General features: G+C 38.5%; 21 protein-coding genes and 2 pseudogenes. 9 read left to right on the top strand and 14 right to left on the bottom strand.

Features of this window, described 5'->3' with window-relative positions:
- Positions 1 to 8: 8 nt before the first annotated feature.
- The 4 genes from ACOMA9_RS05640 to hisS form a co-directional block, all read right to left on the bottom strand.
- Positions 9 to 944 (bottom strand): YitT family protein, encoded by a 936-nt coding sequence (locus ACOMA9_RS05640; protein ID WP_003027823.1) that lies wholly within the window; start codon positions 942 to 944, stop codon positions 9 to 11.
- Positions 931 to 2,685: an aspartate--tRNA ligase gene (aspS, locus tag ACOMA9_RS05635; RefSeq protein ID WP_421424854.1), complete on the bottom strand. Its 1,755-nt coding sequence runs from the start codon at positions 2,683 to 2,685 to the stop codon at positions 931 to 933. The genes ACOMA9_RS05640 and aspS overlap by 14 nt, the downstream gene beginning before the upstream one ends.
- 118 nt (positions 2,686 to 2,803) lie before the next feature.
- Positions 2,804 to 3,010 carry a hypothetical protein gene (locus ACOMA9_RS05630; RefSeq protein WP_003027825.1) on the bottom strand — a complete coding sequence of 69 codons (207 nt, stop codon included), beginning with the start codon at positions 3,008 to 3,010 and terminating at the stop codon, positions 2,804 to 2,806.
- A 79-nt stretch (positions 3,011 to 3,089) separates the two neighbouring features.
- Positions 3,090 to 4,370 (bottom strand): histidine--tRNA ligase, encoded by a 1,281-nt coding sequence (gene hisS, locus ACOMA9_RS05625; RefSeq protein WP_421424852.1) that lies wholly within the window; start codon positions 4,368 to 4,370, stop codon positions 3,090 to 3,092.
- A gap of 228 nt (positions 4,371 to 4,598) precedes the next feature.
- Between hisS and rpmF the strand changes: the two genes are divergently transcribed.
- Both rpmF and rpmG read left to right on the top strand, forming a co-directional pair.
- Positions 4,599 to 4,781 carry a 50S ribosomal protein L32 gene (rpmF, locus tag ACOMA9_RS05620; protein ID WP_003026691.1) on the top strand — a complete coding sequence of 61 codons (183 nt, stop codon included), beginning with the start codon at positions 4,599 to 4,601 and terminating at the stop codon, positions 4,779 to 4,781.
- 15 nt (positions 4,782 to 4,796) lie between these two features.
- Entirely contained in the window at positions 4,797 to 4,946 is a 150-nt protein-coding gene (gene rpmG / locus ACOMA9_RS05615) for a 50S ribosomal protein L33 (RefSeq protein ID WP_003026692.1), read from the top strand.
- Between the two features lie 264 nt (positions 4,947 to 5,210).
- Here the strand turns inward: rpmG and ACOMA9_RS05610 are convergent, their stop codons facing one another.
- The 3 genes and pseudogenes from ACOMA9_RS05610 to ACOMA9_RS05600 form a co-directional block, all read right to left on the bottom strand.
- The gene (locus tag ACOMA9_RS05610) at positions 5,211 to 5,585 is read right to left on the bottom strand and encodes a hypothetical protein (protein ID WP_247905380.1); all 375 of its coding nucleotides are present in this window, start codon (positions 5,583 to 5,585) and stop codon (positions 5,211 to 5,213) included.
- Positions 5,586 to 5,658: 73 nt separating this feature from the next.
- Positions 5,659 to 6,647 (bottom strand): annotated as a pseudogene (locus ACOMA9_RS05605) (LPXTG cell wall anchor domain-containing protein); the annotation flags it as partial.
- Positions 6,648 to 6,978: 331 nt separating this feature from the next.
- Positions 6,979 to 7,842 carry a cation diffusion facilitator family transporter gene (locus ACOMA9_RS05600; protein WP_049533139.1) on the bottom strand — a complete coding sequence of 288 codons (864 nt, stop codon included), beginning with the start codon at positions 7,840 to 7,842 and terminating at the stop codon, positions 6,979 to 6,981.
- A gap of 170 nt (positions 7,843 to 8,012) precedes the next feature.
- On the opposite strand from ACOMA9_RS05600, the gene ACOMA9_RS05595 reads away from it, so the two are divergent.
- Both ACOMA9_RS05595 and ACOMA9_RS05590 read left to right on the top strand, forming a co-directional pair.
- Positions 8,013 to 8,534 (top strand): TetR/AcrR family transcriptional regulator, encoded by a 522-nt coding sequence (locus ACOMA9_RS05595; RefSeq protein WP_021002220.1) that lies wholly within the window; start codon positions 8,013 to 8,015, stop codon positions 8,532 to 8,534.
- A gap of 66 nt (positions 8,535 to 8,600) precedes the next feature.
- Entirely contained in the window at positions 8,601 to 9,770 is a 1,170-nt protein-coding gene (locus ACOMA9_RS05590; RefSeq protein WP_151380371.1) for a CynX/NimT family MFS transporter, read from the top strand.
- Positions 9,771 to 9,836: 66 nt separating this feature from the next.
- On the opposite strand, the gene ACOMA9_RS05585 is transcribed toward ACOMA9_RS05590, so the two are convergent.
- Positions 9,837 to 10,421: a DNA-3-methyladenine glycosylase gene (locus ACOMA9_RS05585; protein ID WP_247906463.1), complete on the bottom strand. Its 585-nt coding sequence runs from the start codon at positions 10,419 to 10,421 to the stop codon at positions 9,837 to 9,839.
- Positions 10,422 to 10,674: 253 nt separating this feature from the next.
- Between ACOMA9_RS05585 and ACOMA9_RS05580 the strand changes: the two genes are divergently transcribed.
- On the top strand, positions 10,675 to 11,499 hold the full coding sequence (locus ACOMA9_RS05580) for a Cof-type HAD-IIB family hydrolase (protein ID WP_151380372.1): 825 nt from the start codon (positions 10,675 to 10,677) through the stop codon (positions 11,497 to 11,499).
- 130 nt (positions 11,500 to 11,629) lie between these two features.
- Here ACOMA9_RS05580 and dltD read toward each other — a convergent pair whose 3' ends face one another.
- From dltD to ACOMA9_RS05555, 5 genes are read right to left on the bottom strand one after another with little or no spacing between them, the layout of a single operon-like run.
- On the bottom strand, positions 11,630 to 12,898 hold the full coding sequence (dltD, locus tag ACOMA9_RS05575) for a D-alanyl-lipoteichoic acid biosynthesis protein DltD (protein ID WP_330945149.1): 1,269 nt from the start codon (positions 12,896 to 12,898) through the stop codon (positions 11,630 to 11,632).
- The gene (dltC, locus tag ACOMA9_RS05570) at positions 12,891 to 13,130 is read right to left on the bottom strand and encodes a D-alanine--poly(phosphoribitol) ligase subunit DltC (protein WP_003026725.1); all 240 of its coding nucleotides are present in this window, start codon (positions 13,128 to 13,130) and stop codon (positions 12,891 to 12,893) included. Before dltC ends, dltD begins: the two co-directional genes overlap by 8 nt.
- A 15-nt stretch (positions 13,131 to 13,145) precedes the next feature.
- Positions 13,146 to 14,390 carry a D-alanyl-lipoteichoic acid biosynthesis protein DltB gene (gene dltB / locus ACOMA9_RS05565; protein WP_151380374.1) on the bottom strand — a complete coding sequence of 415 codons (1,245 nt, stop codon included), beginning with the start codon at positions 14,388 to 14,390 and terminating at the stop codon, positions 13,146 to 13,148.
- Positions 14,387 to 15,913, bottom strand: coding sequence for a D-alanine--poly(phosphoribitol) ligase subunit DltA (gene dltA / locus ACOMA9_RS05560; protein WP_414079131.1), 1,527 nt, complete (start codon positions 15,911 to 15,913; stop codon positions 14,387 to 14,389). The genes dltB and dltA overlap by 4 nt, the downstream gene beginning before the upstream one ends.
- Before the next feature lie 33 nt (positions 15,914 to 15,946).
- Positions 15,947 to 16,078 carry a teichoic acid D-Ala incorporation-associated protein DltX gene (locus ACOMA9_RS05555; protein ID WP_021002226.1) on the bottom strand — a complete coding sequence of 44 codons (132 nt, stop codon included), beginning with the start codon at positions 16,076 to 16,078 and terminating at the stop codon, positions 15,947 to 15,949.
- A gap of 303 nt (positions 16,079 to 16,381) precedes the next feature.
- Here ACOMA9_RS05555 and ACOMA9_RS05550 point away from each other — a divergent pair, with 303 nt between their 5' ends.
- The 4 genes and pseudogenes from ACOMA9_RS05550 to ACOMA9_RS05535 all read left to right on the top strand — a co-directional run bounded on the left by ACOMA9_RS05550 (position 16,382) and on the right by ACOMA9_RS05535 (position 19,150).
- Positions 16,382 to 16,708, top strand: coding sequence for a PadR family transcriptional regulator (locus ACOMA9_RS05550; protein ID WP_126467953.1), 327 nt, complete (start codon positions 16,382 to 16,384; stop codon positions 16,706 to 16,708).
- Positions 16,695 to 17,690: a DUF4097 family beta strand repeat-containing protein gene (locus ACOMA9_RS05545; protein WP_270207192.1), complete on the top strand. Its 996-nt coding sequence runs from the start codon at positions 16,695 to 16,697 to the stop codon at positions 17,688 to 17,690. Before ACOMA9_RS05550 ends, ACOMA9_RS05545 begins: the two co-directional genes overlap by 14 nt.
- A 9-nt stretch (positions 17,691 to 17,699) precedes the next feature.
- Positions 17,700 to 18,316, top strand: a pseudogene (locus ACOMA9_RS05540) (HAD family hydrolase).
- Positions 18,317 to 18,535: 219 nt separating this feature from the next.
- Entirely contained in the window at positions 18,536 to 19,150 is a 615-nt protein-coding gene (locus ACOMA9_RS05535; protein WP_003026739.1) for a hypothetical protein, read from the top strand.
- Between the two features lie 230 nt (positions 19,151 to 19,380).
- Here ACOMA9_RS05535 and ACOMA9_RS05530 read toward each other — a convergent pair whose 3' ends face one another.
- Entirely contained in the window at positions 19,381 to 20,841 is a 1,461-nt protein-coding gene (locus ACOMA9_RS05530; RefSeq protein WP_330945146.1) for a carbohydrate-binding domain-containing protein, read from the bottom strand.
- Between the last annotated feature and the right edge of the window lie 2 nt (positions 20,842 to 20,843).

Raw genomic sequence — 20,843 nt, 5'->3', positions numbered from 1 at the left:
CTGATATTTTATTCTTCTACGAAACGTCCAAGAATGTGAACATTATCTGCTACCGATACAAAAGCATGCGGATCAGTTTTACGCATAATATGTTTAAATTCATTAAATTCAGCACGCGTAATAACTGTAATCAAAACAGTCTTTTTTTCATGATTGTAAGTTCCTTCTGCACCATTAACCATGGTTGCACCACGATGCAATTTGTTATGAATTTTATCAACAACTTCTTCGGGATGACTGGTAATAATCATCGCCTGCATCTTCTTTTGCTTAGTAAAGACTGCATCTGTCACACGGCTTGACACAAAAATCGTAATCATCGAATATAGTGCATATTTCCAGCCGAAAGTCACACCGGCAATAATCATAATCATGCCATTGACCATAAAGGAAATATTTCCCACATTTCTGCCGGTTTTCTTCCGAACCGTCAAGCTGACAATATCCGTCCCACCACTAGAAATATTGGAACGCAAAGCAAAGCCGATTCCCATTCCCATGATGACCCCACCAAACAAGGCATTGATAATCGGGTCATTTGTTAAACTCACTTCAGGAACAAACTGGATAAACAGCGAGCTCATGGAAACGGTTATAAAAGTAAATACCGTAAACTTGTGCCCAATTTGATACCAAGCCAAAATCATCAGCGGGATATTGATGAGGTAGAAAGTCACAGAAACCGGAATAGTAAATCCTAAAAAACGTGTACTTAAAGCAGCTAAAATCTGTGCCAATCCAGTCGCACCACTTGAATAAACATGTCCCGGTTGAAAGAAAAGATTCACTGCAACCGCAGATAGAAAACCATAAATGAGCGAAGCAGAAATCTTTTCATCGTATTTCTCACGAGAAATACTCTTAAGTACTCGTATCAACTTAAAATCATAGGCTAGACGGCGCAAATAATAACGCAATCGTTTGTAAATCTTACTTTTCTTCATGAGTTTCTACTTGTAAACTTAATTCTTCAAGTTGTTTGGCGTCAACTATGCTTGGTGCCTGAGTCATTGGATCACTTGCTTTGTTGTTTTTAGGGAAAGCAATCACTTCGCGGATATTTTCCTCACCAGCCAGCAACATGACAAAGCGATCGAGGCCAATTGCCAGTCCACCATGTGGCGGGAAACCATAATCCATTGCTTCTAGCAAGAAACCAAATTGATCAGTAGCTTCTTCTTCAGAAAAACCAAGGGCTTTAAACATTCGTTCTTGCAAATCTTTGTGGTTAATACGAAGACTTCCACCACCCAATTCATAACCATTCAAGACAATATCATAAGCAATAGCACGAACCCTGCTCAAATCACCTTCTAATTCATGGGCTGTGTCCGCTTGTGGAAGAGTGAAGGGATGGTGTGCACTCATATAACGACCTTCTTCTTCCGACCATTCAAACATTGGCCAATCCACAACCCAAAGGTAATTAAATTTCGATTCATCAATCAAGCCCAACTCTTTTGCCAAACGTATACGCAAAGCACCTAGTGCTGCATTGGCAACTTCTAGAGTATCCGCTACAAAAAGAACCAAATCATTGTCTTCAAGCTGTAAAGCATTTGTCAAGTCACTTGTCAAGTCTTTCAAAAACTTAACAACTGGTCCATTTAGTTCACCTGATGCCACTTTCACCCAAGCAAGTCCTTTTGCTCCATACTGTTTTGCTTGCTCTGTCAACTTATCTATATCTTTTCGCGAATAGCTGTCAGCTGCATTTTTCACAACAATAGCTTTAACGGCTGGTGCTTCTGAGAAAACTTTGAAGTCAATTCCCTTGACAAGATATGTCAAGTCTTGCAATAGCATCTCAAAACGTGTATCTGGTTTATCACTTCCATACAAAGCCATTGCATCATCATATTTCATTCGTGGGAATGGTAATGTAACCTCAATCCCCTTCGTTTCTTTCATCACTCGAGCAATCAAGCCTTCTGTAATATCTTGAATTTCTTGATCAGATAGGAAAGAAGTTTCTAAGTCAACCTGTGTAAACTCTGGTTGACGGTCTCCACGCAAATCCTCATCACGGAAGCATTTTACAATTTGATAATACCGATCAAATCCAGCATTCATCAACAGTTGCTTGGTAATTTGAGGGCTTTGTGGCAGAGCATAGAAATGACCTTGGTTCACTCGACTTGGTACCAAATAATCACGCGCCCCTTCTGGAGTTGACTTAGTAAGAAACGGCGTTTCCACATCAATAAATTCTAACTCATCCAAGTAATTGCGGATAGAATGTGTTACCTTAGCTCGCAATTTCAAATTTGCCAACATTTCAGGACGACGAAGGTCTAAATAACGGTAACGGAGACGGGTATCATCATTCGCTTCAATACCGTCTTTGATCTCAAATGGAGTCGTTTTGGCCGTATTGAGAACTGTCAGATTCTCCACGTGTAGTTCAACAGATCCCGTTGCCAATTTATCATTCGCCTGCGTACGGGCTTCTACTTTTCCAGTCACTTCAATCACATATTCGCTTCGTAAACTTTCAGCGATTTCCATGACTTCTTTAGCCACATTTTCAGGATTGATAACTAGCTGCATGATGCCTTCACGGTCGCGCAAATCAATGAAAATCAACCCTCCCAAGTCACGACGACGGGACACCCAACCTTTCAAAGTGATTTCTTGACCAACATGTTCACTACGAACACGCCCAGCATACATTGAACGTTTCATTTTTATTCTCCAAACTTTTAATTCTTTTACTATTTTACCACAAAAGCGATGAAAAAGAAGACATGCTTTTCAAAATCTTCATATCTTAACGTAATATTTCACAAAAGAAGATGACGACTCACCTCTTACTTTCTTTGTCATATAATTCAGGATGCAAAACCTTGACCACATAACTTGATGCTAAGCGCAATAGCCCTGCTGCTAAGCCAAAAATCGGTGCTAAAAACCGAAAAAAGAAATCCCCTCTTACAAAATAGGCAATTCCTCCTATAATCAAAAAAACAATTAGAAACTGAATTACAGACGGAATGATTATTTTTTTCATTGTTCTCTCCACTTCTACTTCAACGTTCTACTATGTTATGAGAAAAAAAGCCATTTGACTGGCCTTCTCCCTTTTTAAATTAAAACCCCAGTTGTTCAAAAATTGTTTGAAAATCTTCTTGGATCTGATTTAAATCAACCGTTAATTCTTCACGAGTGTGATTGTTTTTGACGGTAACTTGGTTACTTTCAATTTCACTTTCGCCAAGAGTTATCAACACTTTAGCAGAAAAAGTATCTGCTGACTTGAATTGCGCTTTCAACTTACGGTTTAAATAATCACGTTCAGCTGTAAATCCTTGCTTACGAAGTGCTTGTACAATTTCCAACGCTTTGTTATTAGCACCTTCTCCCAAAACTGCAACATAAACGTCTAAGCTATCCTCCAGCGGCAATGCCACACCCTGCTTTTCAAGAACAAGAAGCAGGCGCTCCACGCCCATTCCAAAGCCAAAACCAGCCGTCTCTGGGCCACCAAAATAAGCAACAAGGCTATCATAGCGACCACCTGCACAGATTGTCAATTCATTGCCCGCCACATCTGCAGTAAATTCAAAAATCGTATGATTGTAATAATCCAATCCACGAACCATGTTGGTATTGATAACATAAGGAATTTTTAGTGATTCCAACATCGAACGCACAGCTTGAAAATGAGTTTGGCTTTCTTCATCTAGATAATCCAGGATAGAGGGTGCATTTTCAACAGCAAGTTTATCTTCTTTTTCCTTACTGTCTAGCACACGGAGAGGATTTTCTTCCAGACGACGCTGGCTATCTTTAGAAAGACTGTCTTTCAGCGGCGTCAAATAATCAATCAATGCTTGACGGTAAGCGGCGCGACTCTCTGCATTCCCCAAACTATTCAACTGCAACGTTACACCTTGAATACCAATTTCATTGAAAAATTGAGCTGCCATGGCGATTGTCTCCACATCAGTCGCAGGATTGTTGGATCCAAAACACTCTACACCAATCTGATGAAACTCACGCAAACGTCCAGCCTGAGGACGCTCATAACGAAACATAGAGCCCATATAATAAAGTTTCACCGGCTTTTGGACTTCTGGTGCAAAGAGCTTATTTTCCACATAAGAACGTACAACTGGTGCTGTTCCTTCTGGGCGTAATGTGATATGACGGTCGCCTTTGTCATAAAAATCATACATTTCTTTGGTTACAATGTCAGTCGTGTCTCCAACAGAACGACTAATCACTTCATAATGCTCAAATAGCGGGGTGCGAATTTCTGCGTAATGATATTTTTTAAACGTTTTGCGAGCAAATTCTTCTACATATTGCCATTTGACAGACTCTTGAGGGAGAATATCCTGAGTCCCTTTGGGTTTTTGTAATTTCATAGCTTTCCTCTTCATTCATATAATATAATTATTTTACCACAAGTAACAGATTTTGAGGACTGTTTCGGTATATTTTCTCTAAAAAGCTAGCATGCTCTGCTATTTTCCAAAAAGTAAAAGAAAATCTGTCAAGTAACTTTACTTTACAAAATTTTTTTGATATACTATTACAGTTGATGAAAATCAAAGAGATTGAATCGAACTTATATTAAAAGGAGAATAAAGAAAATGGCAGTACCTGCACGTCGCACTTCAAAAGCGAAGAAAAACAAACGCCGCACTCACTACAAAATTACAGCTCCATCTGTACATTTTGACGAAACTACCGGAGATTACTCACGTTCTCACCGTGTATCCCTCAAAGGATACTACAAAGGACGTAAAATCGCCAAAGCTGCAGCAGCAGAATAATAGAAGGGAGCTACCATGCGCGTAAATATCACACTTGAACACAAAGCATCTGGTGAACGCTTGTACCTTACTTCTAAAAACAAACGTAACACTCCAGACCGTCTTCAATTGAAGAAATACTCACCAAAATTACGTAAACATGTAGTGTTTACAGAAGTTAAATAAGGTTTCATTACATTTCAGTACATGCTAAAAACCTTGATTTCATGCGATTTTTGAAATATTGAATTTCATTACAAATCATTTGAAATCAGTTCTATGGCAACCTTTTTTGAAATAAAAAAGAAAGTCAACAATCGAAGAATGAGAAGTCCTAGAAGATTCTTAGGGCTTTTTTCATTCCTAAAAATAAGTAGAATAGCATAGTCTTTTCAATCATTTGTGGAATATAAAAATCTTCCTACACCATGTAAGAAGATTTTTCTTTTTTTACTTGCTTATCCAAGAGCTATGAATAAGCTCATTGATTGGGTGACTATATTTTGCATAATTGTAATGATAGTGATTAGAAGCTCTAGATAGAACATCCCCTGTTTTCTGGTCAGGTTGGACATATTTCTCAAATTCTGCAATAGGAATTATAAATAATTCAAGCCCCTTAATCTCATTATCTGAAACTTTACTTATTCCATAAGCAATACAATCAATATACTTTTCATTATGGTATTTTTGGAATTTCTTAACAGAATCATAGTTTGCTTCAACTGTAGTGGTTTCAGAATCTATCGGAATTGTTCTAGTTACTGGTAAAATTCTAAATTTTTCTTTACCTTTTGTTGCTTCCAAATAATTTCCTTGATTCATTACAGCAAAACCTCTAATGGATAAATTATATCTGATAAATTATTTTAAAAATTTTCTTGTGTTACTCATTTTCCTATCCTCTTCTATGTTTTCCTTTATATCCCAATCCTAGACCTACTAGCAGGCTAAGTCCTAGTAAACCAAGTATAGATCTTTTTGAGCCTGTGTTTGGTAGCTGCTTGCTTCTTTCAACCCGTGAATAAGTTACAGGAACTACCTTAGAGTTAGTAGGCACTTCTTTAACCGCTGCATCAATAACATCTACAACATTACCGTTAGCATCAAGGACTTCTTTAGGTTGACCTCCATTTTTACGGATTTCATCAGCCTTATTTTTCAAATCTTGCAAACGTTTAGCATCAGCTTCAGCCTTGTCTTGTTTATCTTTAAATTTAGCTAATTCATTGTACTTAGCAACCTTTTCTTTAGCTGTTGCTTGCAACTTAGCAAGTGCTTCTTTAGCAGTTTCAAGCTCTGCACGAGCTGCTGCTGCCTTAGTTTGAGCTTCTGCAAGTTTAGCATTAAGTTCTTTAAGTACAACTGGTTTGTTAGTTAAAGCTGTTTCAAGGTCTTGAGCCTTTTTATTAGCTTCATCAGCAAGAACTTTTACTTTGTCACGGTTAGCTGTCGCAGACTCAACAGCCTGCTTAGCTACCCCATTAGCTTTGGTAAGCACTTCTAGTTCTTCCTTAGCTTGAGAAAGAGCTTGTTGAGCTTTTAAGTTTTCTGATTTAGCTTTTACAAGTTCAGCCTGAGCCTTAGAAAGAGCATTGGCTTTATCAACCGCACTAGCCTTAGCTACTGCAAGAGTTTCCTTAGCAGATTGCAATGATGCCTTATCTGAGCATCTACTACCGCTTTTTCAAGAGCGGGAATATCAACACTACCTGATTGCAAATCAGAAAGTTGTTTTTGAGCATCTGCTAAAGTTTTTGTAGCAGTATCGTAGTTAGTTTGAGCATCAGCAAGCTTAGCTTTAGCGTCTTGGTCTGCCTTAACAGCGTTGTCGTAAGTTGCTTAAGCCTTAGCTACTTCCTGTTCGTTTACGATTGTTTTCGTTTCCGTTTTCTTAACAGTTGGGGAAAGTACAAATGTTGCAATGAAACTATTAGGATAACCCTGATCATACTCAAAGGCTAAAGATACCCCTACGTTTGTTTTTTCTGAACCTTTCAAACCAAGCATATACATATACTTTTTGATAAGCTTATTATATCAAAGATTTGTCCTTCTTTAATACATTCTAACAATTCTTCCTTATATCCTAAAATAACACAAATCTATATTTTTTAGGAATCGCAAGAATTTATAAAAGATTTTCAACAATCATTAAAAAGAAAGCATACAAACAAAGAGTTTAAAACATAAACATCTGTCTTAAACTCTCTGCCCCTCACTGTTGCTCACCAATACAGCATTCTTCATGCTCATCTAAACTTTCGTCTGTCTGAATGGTTACTTTTGTAATTCCATACATTTTGAGATGTTGGCGAATGCGCTGCTGAGTTTCTGCTTGTTGTTCGAGATGTTTCATGCAAATATGAATCATCGCAAATTTTTCTAGCCCATCGGTTGTCCAAACATTTAGCTGAGTGATTGTTTGGATATTCTCGATTGTTTGAATCTCTGCATAAAGATCATTCAAGTTCACATCACTCGGTACGTGATCAAGAAAGATTTGAACATTTTCCCAAAACTTTGGCAGTGCTTTACTCAAGATAAAAGTCGAAATGATGAGCGAAAGCAATGGGTCAAGGAAATACCAGTTTGTAAAGCGAAGAATAAAGGATACGAAGATTACAGCCAACCAGCCTAAAATATCTTCTAAGAAATGCAGACTCAGAATGGATTCATTGTGTGTATGTCCATGGCTAACCACTCTGCTGGCTGCAAAGTTGATTACAATTGCAAAAATTCCTAAGACAAGCATACCGTCGTAGTTCACCCGTTCAGGCGCAAACAGCTTGGGAACATTTTCAACCAGAATGAGAATAGATCCCACTATCAAAATGGTAGAGGTCAACATAGCCCCCAGCAAACTATACCGTTTATACCCTAGTGTGTATTTCTTATCATCTCGTCTGTTGGAAATTTTTTCAAAAAACGCCGACAAGCCAATCGCTAAGGCATCTCCTGTATCATGTACCGCATCTGCCAGTACAGCACTGGAGTTAAATAGAGCTCCAAAGATAAATTCAATAATCGCAAACGAAAAATTTAACAGAAATGCAATCCAGACATTTTTACTTGATTTCATTATTGTCTCCTTCTAATCGCACATTGAGATTTGATTTTATTTATTATATAATGTATTCAAAACAAAACACTTTGTTCAATTATATTATCTACTATTTTAACGGAGGAAACAAGAAACAAATCTAATGCTTCGTTTGATAGTGTACATTTAAGGAGATTTGTTCGGAAACGATGGATAGACGAGTTAAAAAATCACGCGCAGCCATTTATCAGGCTTTTCTCACTCTTTTGAATCAAAAAAGCTATGAGTCCCTCACAGTTCAAGAAATCATTGACCTTGCAGATGTCGGTCGGTCGACTTTCTATGCTCATTTTGAGACAAAAGAGGCACTACTTGAAGAAATGTGCCAAGATTTGTTCCAGCATACGTTTGTTGAGCGCTACCAAGCAAGCGAACTTTTTGACGCAACAGCTCATATTTTTTACCATTTCAGGAAAAACCAAGATAAAATAGCCACTTTATTATTGTCTAAAAATATTTATTTTATCAATCGTTTAAAATTAGAACTAGAGCATTATCTTTTTCCTCTCATTCGTGAGAAGCTATTGGCACAAAAGTCTGATTTACCAGAACCATTTTTAAAAAACTATGTCACGACAACTTTTATCGAAACGGTTACTTGGTGGTTGGGACAACGAAATAAAATCGATGAAGCCACTATTACAGCCTACTATCTTGAGCTAATGCACTAATATAGGGCTATAATTTTGACTATCTCTATGGTATAATTTTTTTTAAGAACCCTTCTAGGAGAATTTATGAAAAAACAACATTCTATCTTTTTATTACCAGGAATTATCATGGTGGGTGTCGCTTTGCGGACACCCTTTACAACGCTTCCAACTGTCTTAACAGACATTGCCAACGGGCTTCATGTTTCAGTTAGTTCCCTCGGTCTTTTGACCAGTCTGCCCTTAATCATGTTTGCTCTATGCTCTTCATTTTCGGCGCGTTTAGCGAGCAAAATTGGGCTCGAACGGCTTTTTACTCTCGTCCTTGCTCTGCTTACCATTGGCTCTTTGATTCGGATTTTTAATCTACCACTTCTTTATGTGGGGACGATTCTCATTGGAGTTTCCATTGCAGTACTTAATGTTTTACTTCCAAGTGTCATCCAAGCCAATCAACCGCATCGGATTGGACTCTTGACAACCATGTATGTAACCTCTATGGGGCTATCAACCGCTATTGCTTCTTCTATTGCAGTGCCGATAACAAAAGCAACTTCATGGCAAGGTCTTGTCCTTTTTTTGACAATGGTTTGTCTTTTAGCATTTTTGATTTGGCTACCAAACACATCTTATAACCATTTCTTAGTGAACAAAAATAAAGAGCACCAAGGTAGCTCTATCTGGAAAAATAAAAAAGTTTGGGCTATTATTATTTTTGGTGGCTTGCAATCATTGCTTTTTTATACTTGCCTAACCTGGCTACCAACTATGGCAATACAAGCCGGCATTTCAAATGCTTCTGCTGGAGTTTTAGCCTCTGTCTTTAACTTGATTAGTCTACCTTTTTCAATGACCATTCCTAGCTTGACAACACGGCTATCTCCTCGTCATCGTATGATAATGTTAGCAATTATCTCTGCTGCAGGTGTCTTTGGCATTAGCATGCTCTTAATTCAAACGAATGATTTCTTTTATTGGCTTATTGCCAATATCCTCATTGGGTCAGCTGTGAGTGCTCTTTTCCCATATCTTATGGTTACTTTTTCAACAAAAACGAGTAGCCCTGAACAAACTGCTCAGCTATCTGGCTTAGCACAAACAGGTGGTTATTTACTAGCTGCTTTTGGACCAGCTCTATTTGGTTATAGTGCCGATTTCTTCCATTCTTGGCTACCTGCTGTATGTGTCTTGCTCATTCTTACAATCATTATGATTATTGCCCTCTTTTATGTAGAGAAATCTGATAAAATTTTATAAAAATCAAAAACAGAATGGAGAGTGAACCTTTTTCAGTTGTTGGACTCTTTTCTCCACTCTGTTTTTTTAATTATCTATTTTCCATGTCTTAGCATCTGGCAGTAAACCTACCTTCGAAATTTTAGAAACATGCCGATTGCCCATAACATAAAAGCCTAGAGGCGCAGCTCGCCATTCATCTGTACAGGTCACGCCAATTCGAGAGCGCGAGCCAATTTGAAACGGGACAGCATTTCCTACCAATTGCAATCTTGAAGTGGTCAAACCTTGACCATCAAATTCCTTGGTAATCCCTGCAAATTTGGTTAATTTTCCTGGGCCGTTGGCAAGCAATGTCCCGTCTGGCAATTCCAAGGCTCGAATCAAGACAGCTTCTGCGACATTCTCAGCTCTTGTGACTAGATTCAACATTTGATGTCCGTAGATTTGATAGACATACCAGTGTCCAGCAGATAAATACATAGACTCGTTTTTCGATGTTCGTTTGCCATGCGCACTATGACAAGCACTATCTTTAGCTCCCAAATAGGCTTCTGTCTCAACAATTCGTCCCAACACTTGTCCGTCTAAGCACAATTGCATACCTAACAAGGACTTAGCCGTTGCGACTGTATCTGTCTGCATGATGTGTTTAAATTCTTTTGATAACATGATTTCATTATAACATGAATTCCATACAAAAAAGCAATCGAGAAAGACTGCTTTTTTGTTTAGGGGATTATGATGAAAAAAGTTTTTTTAGGATTAGTTATAATATACCTTGTTTTGCTTAAATTTGTCTTAATAGAAAACAGTTAAACCGCTTTCAAAAATTCTTTTTTGTGTTAAAATAATAACAAAGAAGAAAAATGAACATTCTGATTATCACCCCACAATGATATCATGCTTATAAGGAAGAAATTTTATGAACAAACGACCTATCCGCCTTATCATAAGCGATATTGACGGTACTATTTTAAATGACCAACACCAAGTTGATTATCAGCTAAAAACACAGCTTCCTCTTTTGCAGGAAAAAGGAATCCCTTTTGTGTTGGCATCTGCACGTTCACCACTTGGCATGGAGCCAATCGCACAGCAGCTTGGTCTCATTGACAATCCATTGGCTTGCTACAATGGTGCTCTTGTCATCAATGGAAATCCTCAGAATTATGATATTTTAATGGAACACGCTTTGGATAAAAAAGAAGTTCGTTGTCTGCTAGAGCTCGTCCAAGAGAAGTTTCCAGCTGTAGCTATCAATCTCTATTCAGGAAAGGATTGGTTTGCTGAACAGATTGACAAATGGGTTCAGGAAGAAGCAGATATTACCGGTGAAAATCTTATCCTTCAATCTCTAGTCTCTGTTGTAGAAGGGCGTGCTTCTATTCACAAACTTCTTCTGATAGGTGAAGCAGTCATCATCCAAAATCTTCACGACTATCTGCAAAACACAGATTTTTCTAAAACAGCCTTTTATCTTTCAAAAGAGAATTATCTAGAAGTTACAGCTAAACAGGTTTCTAAGGAAAATGCTCTTCAAGAGATTGCTCATTTTTACCAAATCCCTCTCCAGCAAGTCATGGCAATCGGTGATAACTTCAACGATCTCCCCATGCTGAAATTGGCCGGATTAGGAGTGGCTATGGGAAATGCTCCTAAAGCAGTCAAAGAGCAAGCTACTATAGTCACTCTGACAAACAATGAGGGAGGAGTTGCTCAAGCAATAGAGCAATACGTCTTGGATTAACAGCTATCTTTCCAAAATACAATAGAAAAATGAACGGATTCATAAAATTCTCTAGTTCTCCATATAAAAAAACACGGACAAGCAAACTAGCAACCAACTAGTTAAAATCTTTGTTCGTGTTTTCTTTTTCTTATTTAAAATTCTCAATTGCTCCGTCATAATTTGCCCATTCTTTGCTGAAGAATCGATCATTCATCCGGTAAGTCGGAGCAGGCTTTGGATTGGAAATAAAAGGATTGACAGCCTTATCAAACGCCAGCCAGCCAAGCCAGCCCATGTGAATGGTGTCCTGCATAAAATAAGGTTTCCCACCATCGTTTGAAAAGTCTGCAATATTGGTAAAACCTTGGCTTTCCAACTGATAACGAATTTTCTTCACCGCTTGTTGGTACTTTTCTTGACTCAAACCAGTATAGGCCATCCACTTTGCATTGACAGGGGGAATAACAAAGATTGGATTCGTTTTTGACTTTGCAAATTGCTTCAAAACAAGCTGTAAGTCATTATACTCAGGAGACTTGACATAGGATAGCTTTCCCTGCGCACCTTTGAGCTTCTTTAAATGCTTTCGCAAACGGCGACGATAGAACTTATTATCAATTCCCAAGTTATTATTGTTAGTATTTTTTTGCGCATCTTTAATAGCAAATTTTTCTAAATCCTCGTAGGAAAATTTATTTGGTAAACGCTTGACTTGAGGCTGAACCAATTTTTCATAATTTGCATTGCGTTCGGCAAATAGTGAGCTAAAAAGAGCATCCTCCCGCTGATTCAAACGACTAATAAGACGAATATATTGCTTGTCAAAATTTGACAGTTTCTGATTAGCAGCGACTTTTTTTACATTGTCTTTCATAGCCACTGTCGGATACAGTTGTAAGAGACGCTTAGCCGCATACTGAGCAGCAATATCTCCTTCTTGCTGACGCAAGAAACTGGTCAATTGATCACTATTAAAATATTGTTGAAATGCTGCTGGACTGTAGCCTTTTTTGGTAAACCATTGAGGAGAAACAACATACACGACTGTTTTATTTTTCAGTTGAGGAAGCAGCTGCTGCATACCAAAATATTGTGTAAGAGATGCTGCTGCCCGTTGCCCCAAAAAATACGGACGGTAATTGCGGTTGTATTTTTCTGACAAAACCGCAGGATGCATGCTGTCAAAGCGCAGCCATTCACTTGAACCAAAGTAAGGAACAAAGCGGTGCTTTTTATCTGTCAAAGTACGTACTTTTTGTATTCTTCCCTTGAAACTTCCCGCCGTCAAAGTAACGGCTGAGCGCTTTTCAGCTTGGTAATCATGTTGTTGCTTGGTTGGGTAGAAAAATAGTAAAGCCACCACCATCAAAAAGGCGCAGAAAACTGGGCCTAAAATGAGCCACAATCGTTTAAGCATTGCGAAGCTCCGTTACACCTTCAATAATTTTATTAGCCGTATTCCAATCATCGCGACCAAATTCTGATACTGGAACATGAATATCAAAGCGATTTTCTAACTCAACAATCAATTCAACTGTTCCCATACTATCCAGAACGCCTGCATCAAACAAATCTTCGTCCATCATGTCTGATACATCTTCCATAAATAAATCATCAATAATTTCTAATACTTCTGCTTTTACGTCCATTAGAGAACTCCTTTTTTATTTTTTAAACCATAAGTCATTCAAAAATCCTGAGAAGATTAAGAATGAAAACATTACAACATTAAAGGTGATAAACATCCCCACTGCTTGTGTCCATTTGTTATCTGGTAATGGTGGCAAATTCTTCTTTTTCCGCTCTTTATTGATGGTCTTTTTCTTCCGCACCCAAGCGTCATTGATAACGAGTCCTAGACCATGAAAAAGTCCATAAGCAATATAATACCAAGTCACACCGTGCCAAAAACCCATGACCAACATGTTGATGGTATAAGCCACGCTTGAAGTGGTATTCCGATTTTTAAAAATTTTATTTCGGATAAGTACTGTGACCAACCGCATAAATACAAAGTCACGGAACCAAAAAGACAGACTCATGTGCCAACGATTCCAAAACTCTTTCAAATCGTGCGAAACGAAAGGTTTATTAAAGTTAATCGGACTTTTAATGCCCATTAGATTGGAAATAGCGAGGGCAAACATGGAATAACCCGCAAAGTCAAAAAATAAATCCAATCCAAATACATACATCACTCCTAGAGTTGGCAGGTTGAAGATACCACCCATTTGCACTGCATATTGCTTGAGAGGAGGCAAAATCATTGAGCCTAAAATATGTGCCAGAATAAACTTGTATAAGAAACCAAGCATTATGTATTGAACGGATTGCTCCAACATATCTAGCAGTTCATCACGCTCAGGGATATTTTCATAATCTTGATTGAACCGCTTAAAACGATCAATCGGCCCACTTGAAAAAGTTGGCATAAAGAGCATGAAACGTAGAAATTCCCATAAGCTAAAGTCTTTTAGAACACCATCCCGCAGCTCAATCATCATTCCTACTGAACGGAAAGTTAAGTAGGAAATTCCTAAAAAGCCTAAGAGTGATTGATGTCCATCAATCGCCGGCGTCACTTTTACAAGGAAAAGCGGCAAGATAGAGAGAGCAATGTGCAAGTAGAATATCCACTTGCTGTCTCTTGCTTTTCGATAAATTTTGTAAGACCAAACCCAAATCATCTGCCAAATAACGTAAAACAGTAGCGCATAAATTTGCGTTAACTTCGGTCCAGTCAGCATAAAAATGATAAAAGCAAAGCTGACCAGAGCTTCATAAATGGGAAATCTTTTTTTGAAGAATAAACCAACAAAGATTGGCAAAACGGCTAAAATGATATAAACAAAATACTGCGGATCCCCGTACGGTTCCAAGTGAGGAAGCTGTCTTATGAAATCCATCATCGGTTGTTGACCTCGCTAATCAAACCCTTAATATCAATCTTACCATTTGGTGTCAATGGCAAGGAATCCCGATAAAGGAATTTGGAAGGCATCATATAAGACATCATAATATCTTGCAAATCTTCTTTGATAGCTTTGGTGATGTCAATTTCACGCTCAAATTGTTCCTTAACCCCGTCCTTCAGGATGACATAGGCTAGAAGGTTTTGTACTTTATGATCTTTATTGTAACGCGGTACAGCCACAGCTGAGTCCACATATTGAGACTTGTTCAGGTTTTGGGAAACATCTTCTAATTCAATACGAAAACCATTGAACTTGATTTGGAAATCCATACGACCGCCATAAAGCAGTAAACCTTCATCTGTCATAGTACCAACATCACCTGTATGATAAGCTGGTAATCCTTCAAACTCAAAAAATGCTTCGGCTGTTTTCTCTGGATTGTTCATATAACCTTTTGATACAGCTGGTCCAGATATAATGATTTCTCCTTGCTCACCATTTGGCAATTTGTTTCCGTCTTCATCAATCACAAAAGTTGGAGAATCCGCTTTGGTATAGCCAATCGGCAAGCGTTTCATATTTGTCAGCATATCATCCGTTATAGCAACGGCAGATAGAGCCACAGTTGCTTCTGTCGGACCGTAAGCATTGATAATACGTGCATTTGGAAAACGGTCACGCAATTTTTGAGCCGTTTTAACCGTCAATTCTTCCCCATCAAAGTAGAAATGTGTAATGCCTGGCATTTTTTCAGCATTGAAATCTTCAGACAGCATTGCCATGTCTGCAAAAGACGGCGTGGATGTCCAAATAGCGATTGGCAAGTTCAAAATAGTCTCAAATAGCTGCTTGAAATCTTGCGTAATGGCAGACGGAACTGCAAAAAGTGTTCCTCCAAGTGCCAAGGTTGGCGCCCAGTACATAACCGATAAGTCAAAAGAATAAGGTGGCTGCGCCAACATTTGCGGACGAGCTGGAGTCGCAAATTCCTTATCTGTAATCATCCAGTTGGTAAAACTGAGCAAATTATCGTGCGAGATTTGCACACCCTTTGGCTTTCCAGTCGTTCCTGAAGTGAAGATGATATAGTAATTATCATCCCCTTTAACAGAATGTGTAAGCTGGTAAGGCTTTTTTTCTGCAAAAGCAGTTTGAACTGCTGCCAAGTCAAGAATTGGTATGTTCACATCTTTCAGCGGAAAGTCATTGATTGCAATGATGAGACTAGGCTGTGCCACTTCCACAATCGCTGTCACGCGCTCCAGAGCTGAATGACTATCAATCGGAATATAAGCATGCCCTGACTTCGTCAAAGCTACAAAGGTTGCCAGCATGTCGTATTCTTGCCCACCAAACACCACCACTGGTGATTTCTCAGGAAGCGCAAGGCTATCAATCTTTGCAGCAAGGGAATCTGAGTCCACTTTCAAATCATGATAAGTATGAACTTCTCCGAGAACATTGTAAACTGGAAAATCTGGTTGAGACTGAGCAAAATACTCAATCGTTTCAATCATGTCGTTAATTACTGAATTGGTCACAGTCTGCTCCTAAAATTCATTATAGATAAAACCACCTTGGCCTTGACCAAGATAATTAAAGAAATAAAGCAACGCTAGAAATATCACAAAATAAAGCAGCGTCTGTCCAAGAAATTTAAAAATTATTTTATGTTTTTTCATCATATTCATCACTTTTGTCTTACTTCTAGATAAGACTTAATATATTTTACCATTTTCTAACGCTATTTTTCAATACAAAACATTCTTTAATTGAGGAATTAAGCTAGAATTAAGGTTTATTTACAACAAACCTAGGGAAATCACAGATGTGCTGTCTCAAAAAACTAGAAAAGAAAATAGTTTTAGACTTACATTTTAAAAATATATAAAAATTTTATATATTTTCTTGACTTTGAAAGTGAAAAGCACTATACTATGTATAGAAAAATTATATATAAAAATATTATACATAGGAGGTGGCTCATGTATTTTCCAACATCTTCTACCCTAATTGAATTTCTCATTCTAGCGATTTTGGAAAGTGAAGATTCCTATGGCTATGAGATTAGCCAAACGATTAAATTGATTGCCAATATCAAGGAATCAACCTTATATCCTATTTTAAAAAAGTTAGAAAAGAATCGTTACTTAACAACTTACTCGCAAGAATATCAAGGTCGAAAACGGAAGTATTACTCCCTTACTCCAGAGGGACGAAAGCAGTTAAACACCCTTAAAAGGGAGTGGAAGTTATATACAGCGACAGTCAACGGTATCATAGAAGGGGGCATTCGCCATGACAAAAACTGACTATTTAGCCGCACTAGAGAAATACTTGAAAACATTGCCAGAAGCAGATTATAAAGAAGCAATGGATTATTTTACGGAATACTTTGAAGAAGCCGGACCTGAAAATGAAGCACAAGTCATTGAGGAGTTGGGAGATCCCAAAGACGCAGCCGAAGAGATTATTCGCTCACTTTCAGCAAATCAAGCAGAAGAAACGTCAACTCGTCCTCAACACCAGTCATCTGCACACAATCACCAATCATATACCGACAATGCTTATATCTTTGAAGACTATGCAACAATCTCTGAATTACATATTGATGTCACCACGCAAGATATTCTGATTGAGCCTTCACCTGATGATTTTTTCCACATCAAATACTATAATGGAAAAGGCAACAATCAAATCATTTCTACTGTTCAAAACGAGAAGTGGCACATTACAGAAAAAGGAGCAGCAAACCCTAGTGGTTTGAACTGGGTTATTCATGTCATGAAAAATGGTTTAGATCGTCATCCCATTTGCATTCAAATCCCGAATGGCAAGATTCTTCAATCATCCTCACTTCAAGCAACTTCTGGCGATGTAGCTGTATCTCATCTTCAAACACAAAAAGGAATGATTGAGCTTTCAAGTGGCGATCTGACTATGCGGCATTGCCATTTGCAACAAACCAATGTTACCCTTATCAGTGGTGATATTCATCTAGCGCATGTCAAGTTGACGGATTGTAAGCTGTCTCTCGTGTCAGGGGATTTCGATACGCATTCTTTAGAAATTGCTGGTAAAACTTCTATTCAAACGACAAGCGGAGATATTTCACTTCATCTGCTGCACCATGATTTTAGCTATGATATTGAAACGGTACATGGAGATATTTCTATTTCTGAGCAGCTCCAGCCAAGCCACCAAATTGTTGGCAACACAATCCGTCATAAAGTATCAACTTCTACAGATTCTCTTGCTATCCAAGCTGTCAGCGGAGACATCAATCTTTATTAGAGGTTCAGCATGAAACAGATTGATTGGTTATTCTTTGATGTTGGCTCAACTTTGGTAAATGAAGAGAAAGCCTATCAAGAGCGGATTAAACAGGCTCTTGCTGATACTAATATTTCTTATTCAGCATTTTATCAAACTATGATTCACTATTTTAAGGAAAACAAAAAGGGCGATGGGGAAGCTCTGAACGATTGTGGTCTGAAGCGTCCGTCTTGGAGATCTGATTTAGAGGTGCTGTATCCTGACTGCAAGCAAGTGCTGAAAACTCTCACCAGCACTACAAGATTGGGATTATTGCCAACCAGTTACCGAACTTGCAAGCAAGATTGGGAAGATTTGGTATTGATTCTTGGATTGATCTGGTGATTTCCTCTGCCGATGTTGGCTTGGCAAAACCTGATCTCGCTATTTTTGAGTTAGCTCTCCAACAAGCGAACTGTTTGGCTGAAGGCGCTGTGATGATTGGCGACCGTTTGTATAATGATATTCTTTCGGCTAAACAACTTGGAATGCAAACCATTTGGATCCGACAGAGATTTAGCCGCTTGACCCACGTAACGAATCCAGCAGAAGCACCAGATTGGACTGTTGATAATTTGATAGAGATTCTAGAGATTTTAGGCTGAGCATGCAAAAAAACTAGAGTTGTTTCGCTCTAGTTTTTTTAACGTTATCAACTTTATTATATCATAAATTTTCCTTCAAAAATAGACTTGTTTCTTCTTATTTTTGTGATACATTGAAAGTGAAAAAAGGGGAGTTCTTTAAGCAGTTCGTCAGAAGGGAGGATTTATAATTAGAGCTGTAGTTTTATCAATTTGATTTTATAAAAAGGAGGAAACACTATGAGGCGTTTAGGTTTAATGTTTATTAGCTTTTTAAGTTTCTTAGTTCTAGTCTTTGGCATTGGAACGACTGTAAAAGCTGATGAAACTACTGTTAAAAATTTTGATGTTGTAACAGTTACTAAAGATGAAATCTTAGCCAATTATGTTAGTAATACAGGCGTTAGTTTTGCAGAAGCTGAACGTACTTTATTCCCCAATAAGAGCACTTCTCAAGCTAGAAATGCTCAGCTAAATGAAGAAACTTCATATGTAGTGTTACGTGGTGCTACATATCAAGATGATACGTTAATTTCTTATATTCCAAATAATGCAGGACATGTCTATTTTTATTGTGAAGTTAGTAAAAGCGGTTGGTTTAGAGGAATAAAACGAATTGTTTATGCAGGTTATTATTCTGGAAGTTTAATATTCCAAGGAAATTTTCAATACGCTTTACCCGATGCCAATAGAATACACTTTACTTTAAACGGTCATTTGTATAGAAATACATCAACAACCACTTCAATCGGAGCTGGAATTGGTATTGGTCAGGTTGGTAGCTTTAATGTCGGAGTTGCTGATACATCTAGTTACCACAGTCCATTATATTATCATGGAAATAGGAGTTATTAAGTATGAAAAAAAAGATTGTTATTTTTCAAGCTATTTGGTTTGTTTGTTCCCCTTTCATTTCTTTATTTATTTGTAGAAATATGCCAATTATACGTGATTTATTATTTCATATATTTTTCTTAGTTTTAATTCTATCACAATGGTTAGCGATTAAAACACTATCACACCTTGACGATTAAGCAAAGGTCAAACGAAAGAGGTTGGGTTTCCCCAGCCTCTTTTGTCTATCATCACCGTCCGCCAGGACCTCCGCCCATGCCGTTTCCATTTTGGGTAGTCAGGCTAGCTGTTGCGGTCGTAGATTGTCCATTGACTGTAATGGTGTAGCTTTCACCGTCTTTGATAGCAGCTGAGCTAGCGAGAACGGATTGGAAATTTTTAGCAGCGGTATAGCTGAGGATTCCTTTGCCTGACGAATCGGTAATCGTCACCTTGTCTCCAGCACTGCCTGATACATTCGCAAGGATGGAAGCTTGTTTGGAATTTGATCCAAAGCCCATTGCCATGCCATTGCTGCCGACCATTACAACGGTTCCGCCAGTAATGGTGCCATTGCCGTCATAGTCAAGAGCACCATTGCCACCATTTGTCGGCCCGTCCACATAGACTTCTCCACCTGAAATGGTCAAATCTCCGTTAGAATCCAAGCCGTCACCTTGGGCATTAACCTTGACCTTACCACCTGTGATGGTCAGACTGACACCAGCAGTCGCTTGCCCTGGAGCGCTCTCGCTGCTGCTACCGTCTGCTGCATTGATTCCATCGTCATTGGCTGTCAGGTCTAAATCCCCACCGTTAATGGTGACGGTTTTGCCTTCTAGCGCTTCTTCGCTCTTTTCAACCTTAATTGTACCGCCGTCAATAAGAGCCGTATTAGAAGCGTGAATACCATCATCTCCAGCGTTAATGGTAATCTTTCCAGATTGGATATAGAAATTGCCTAGCGATGTGTCTTCATCATTGTCCGCATGAATGGCGTCTTCCGTTGCGGTCAAATTCATTGTCGCGTCTTTAATATTGATTGCGTCATTCGCTGAAAGAGCGTTTTTATAACCTTTAATCGTGTAGGTTCCGCCTGTAATGCGCAAATCATCATTGGACTCAATAGCATTGCCATAATTGCCTTCGACCGTCAGACTACCAGAACCATTGAAAGTGAGGTCGTCCTTGCTGTAAATCGTAGCGTCATAGTCTGTATTCTTGTGATTAGCAGAATCCGAAATCGTGTTCTTGCTGCCCTTTGCAAGCGTGATAAAAGTCTTATCTGCATTTTCTACGACAATAGCAGCATCTGTTCCAGTCATCCTGACCCCATTCAGTACGAGTTGAACCTTGTCTTGGTCGCCAACTTTAACGACAACTTGGACATTTTCACTTGAACCAGACAAGACATAAGTCCCAGCTTTAGTAATTGTCACCGTAGAGCCCGACACTTCTGCACCGGAACCAGAAGTCTTTGCAGATGATCCACTCAAGCTAATTTTAGTTGCTTTTGATTCATCATAAGAAGCGTCTTGGTCACGCTTGGTAAAATAATCAGATGTCTTGGTGGTTGTTGTCTTACTTGTGCTAGAAGAGCTAGTGCTGGTTGAGCTGGTGTTTGTCGCACTGCATGCCCCTAAAGCAACTGTCAATAGGATGAGTGGAATCAAACGTTTGAACTGTTTTTGTTTTGAGGCTGTTTTTTTCATGG

The organism is Streptococcus atopicus (assembly GCF_049166725.1).
Taxonomy (GTDB): Bacteria; Bacillota; Bacilli; order Lactobacillales; family Streptococcaceae; genus Streptococcus; species Streptococcus hominis.
This window is presented reverse-complemented; position numbering and strand designations above follow the sequence as displayed.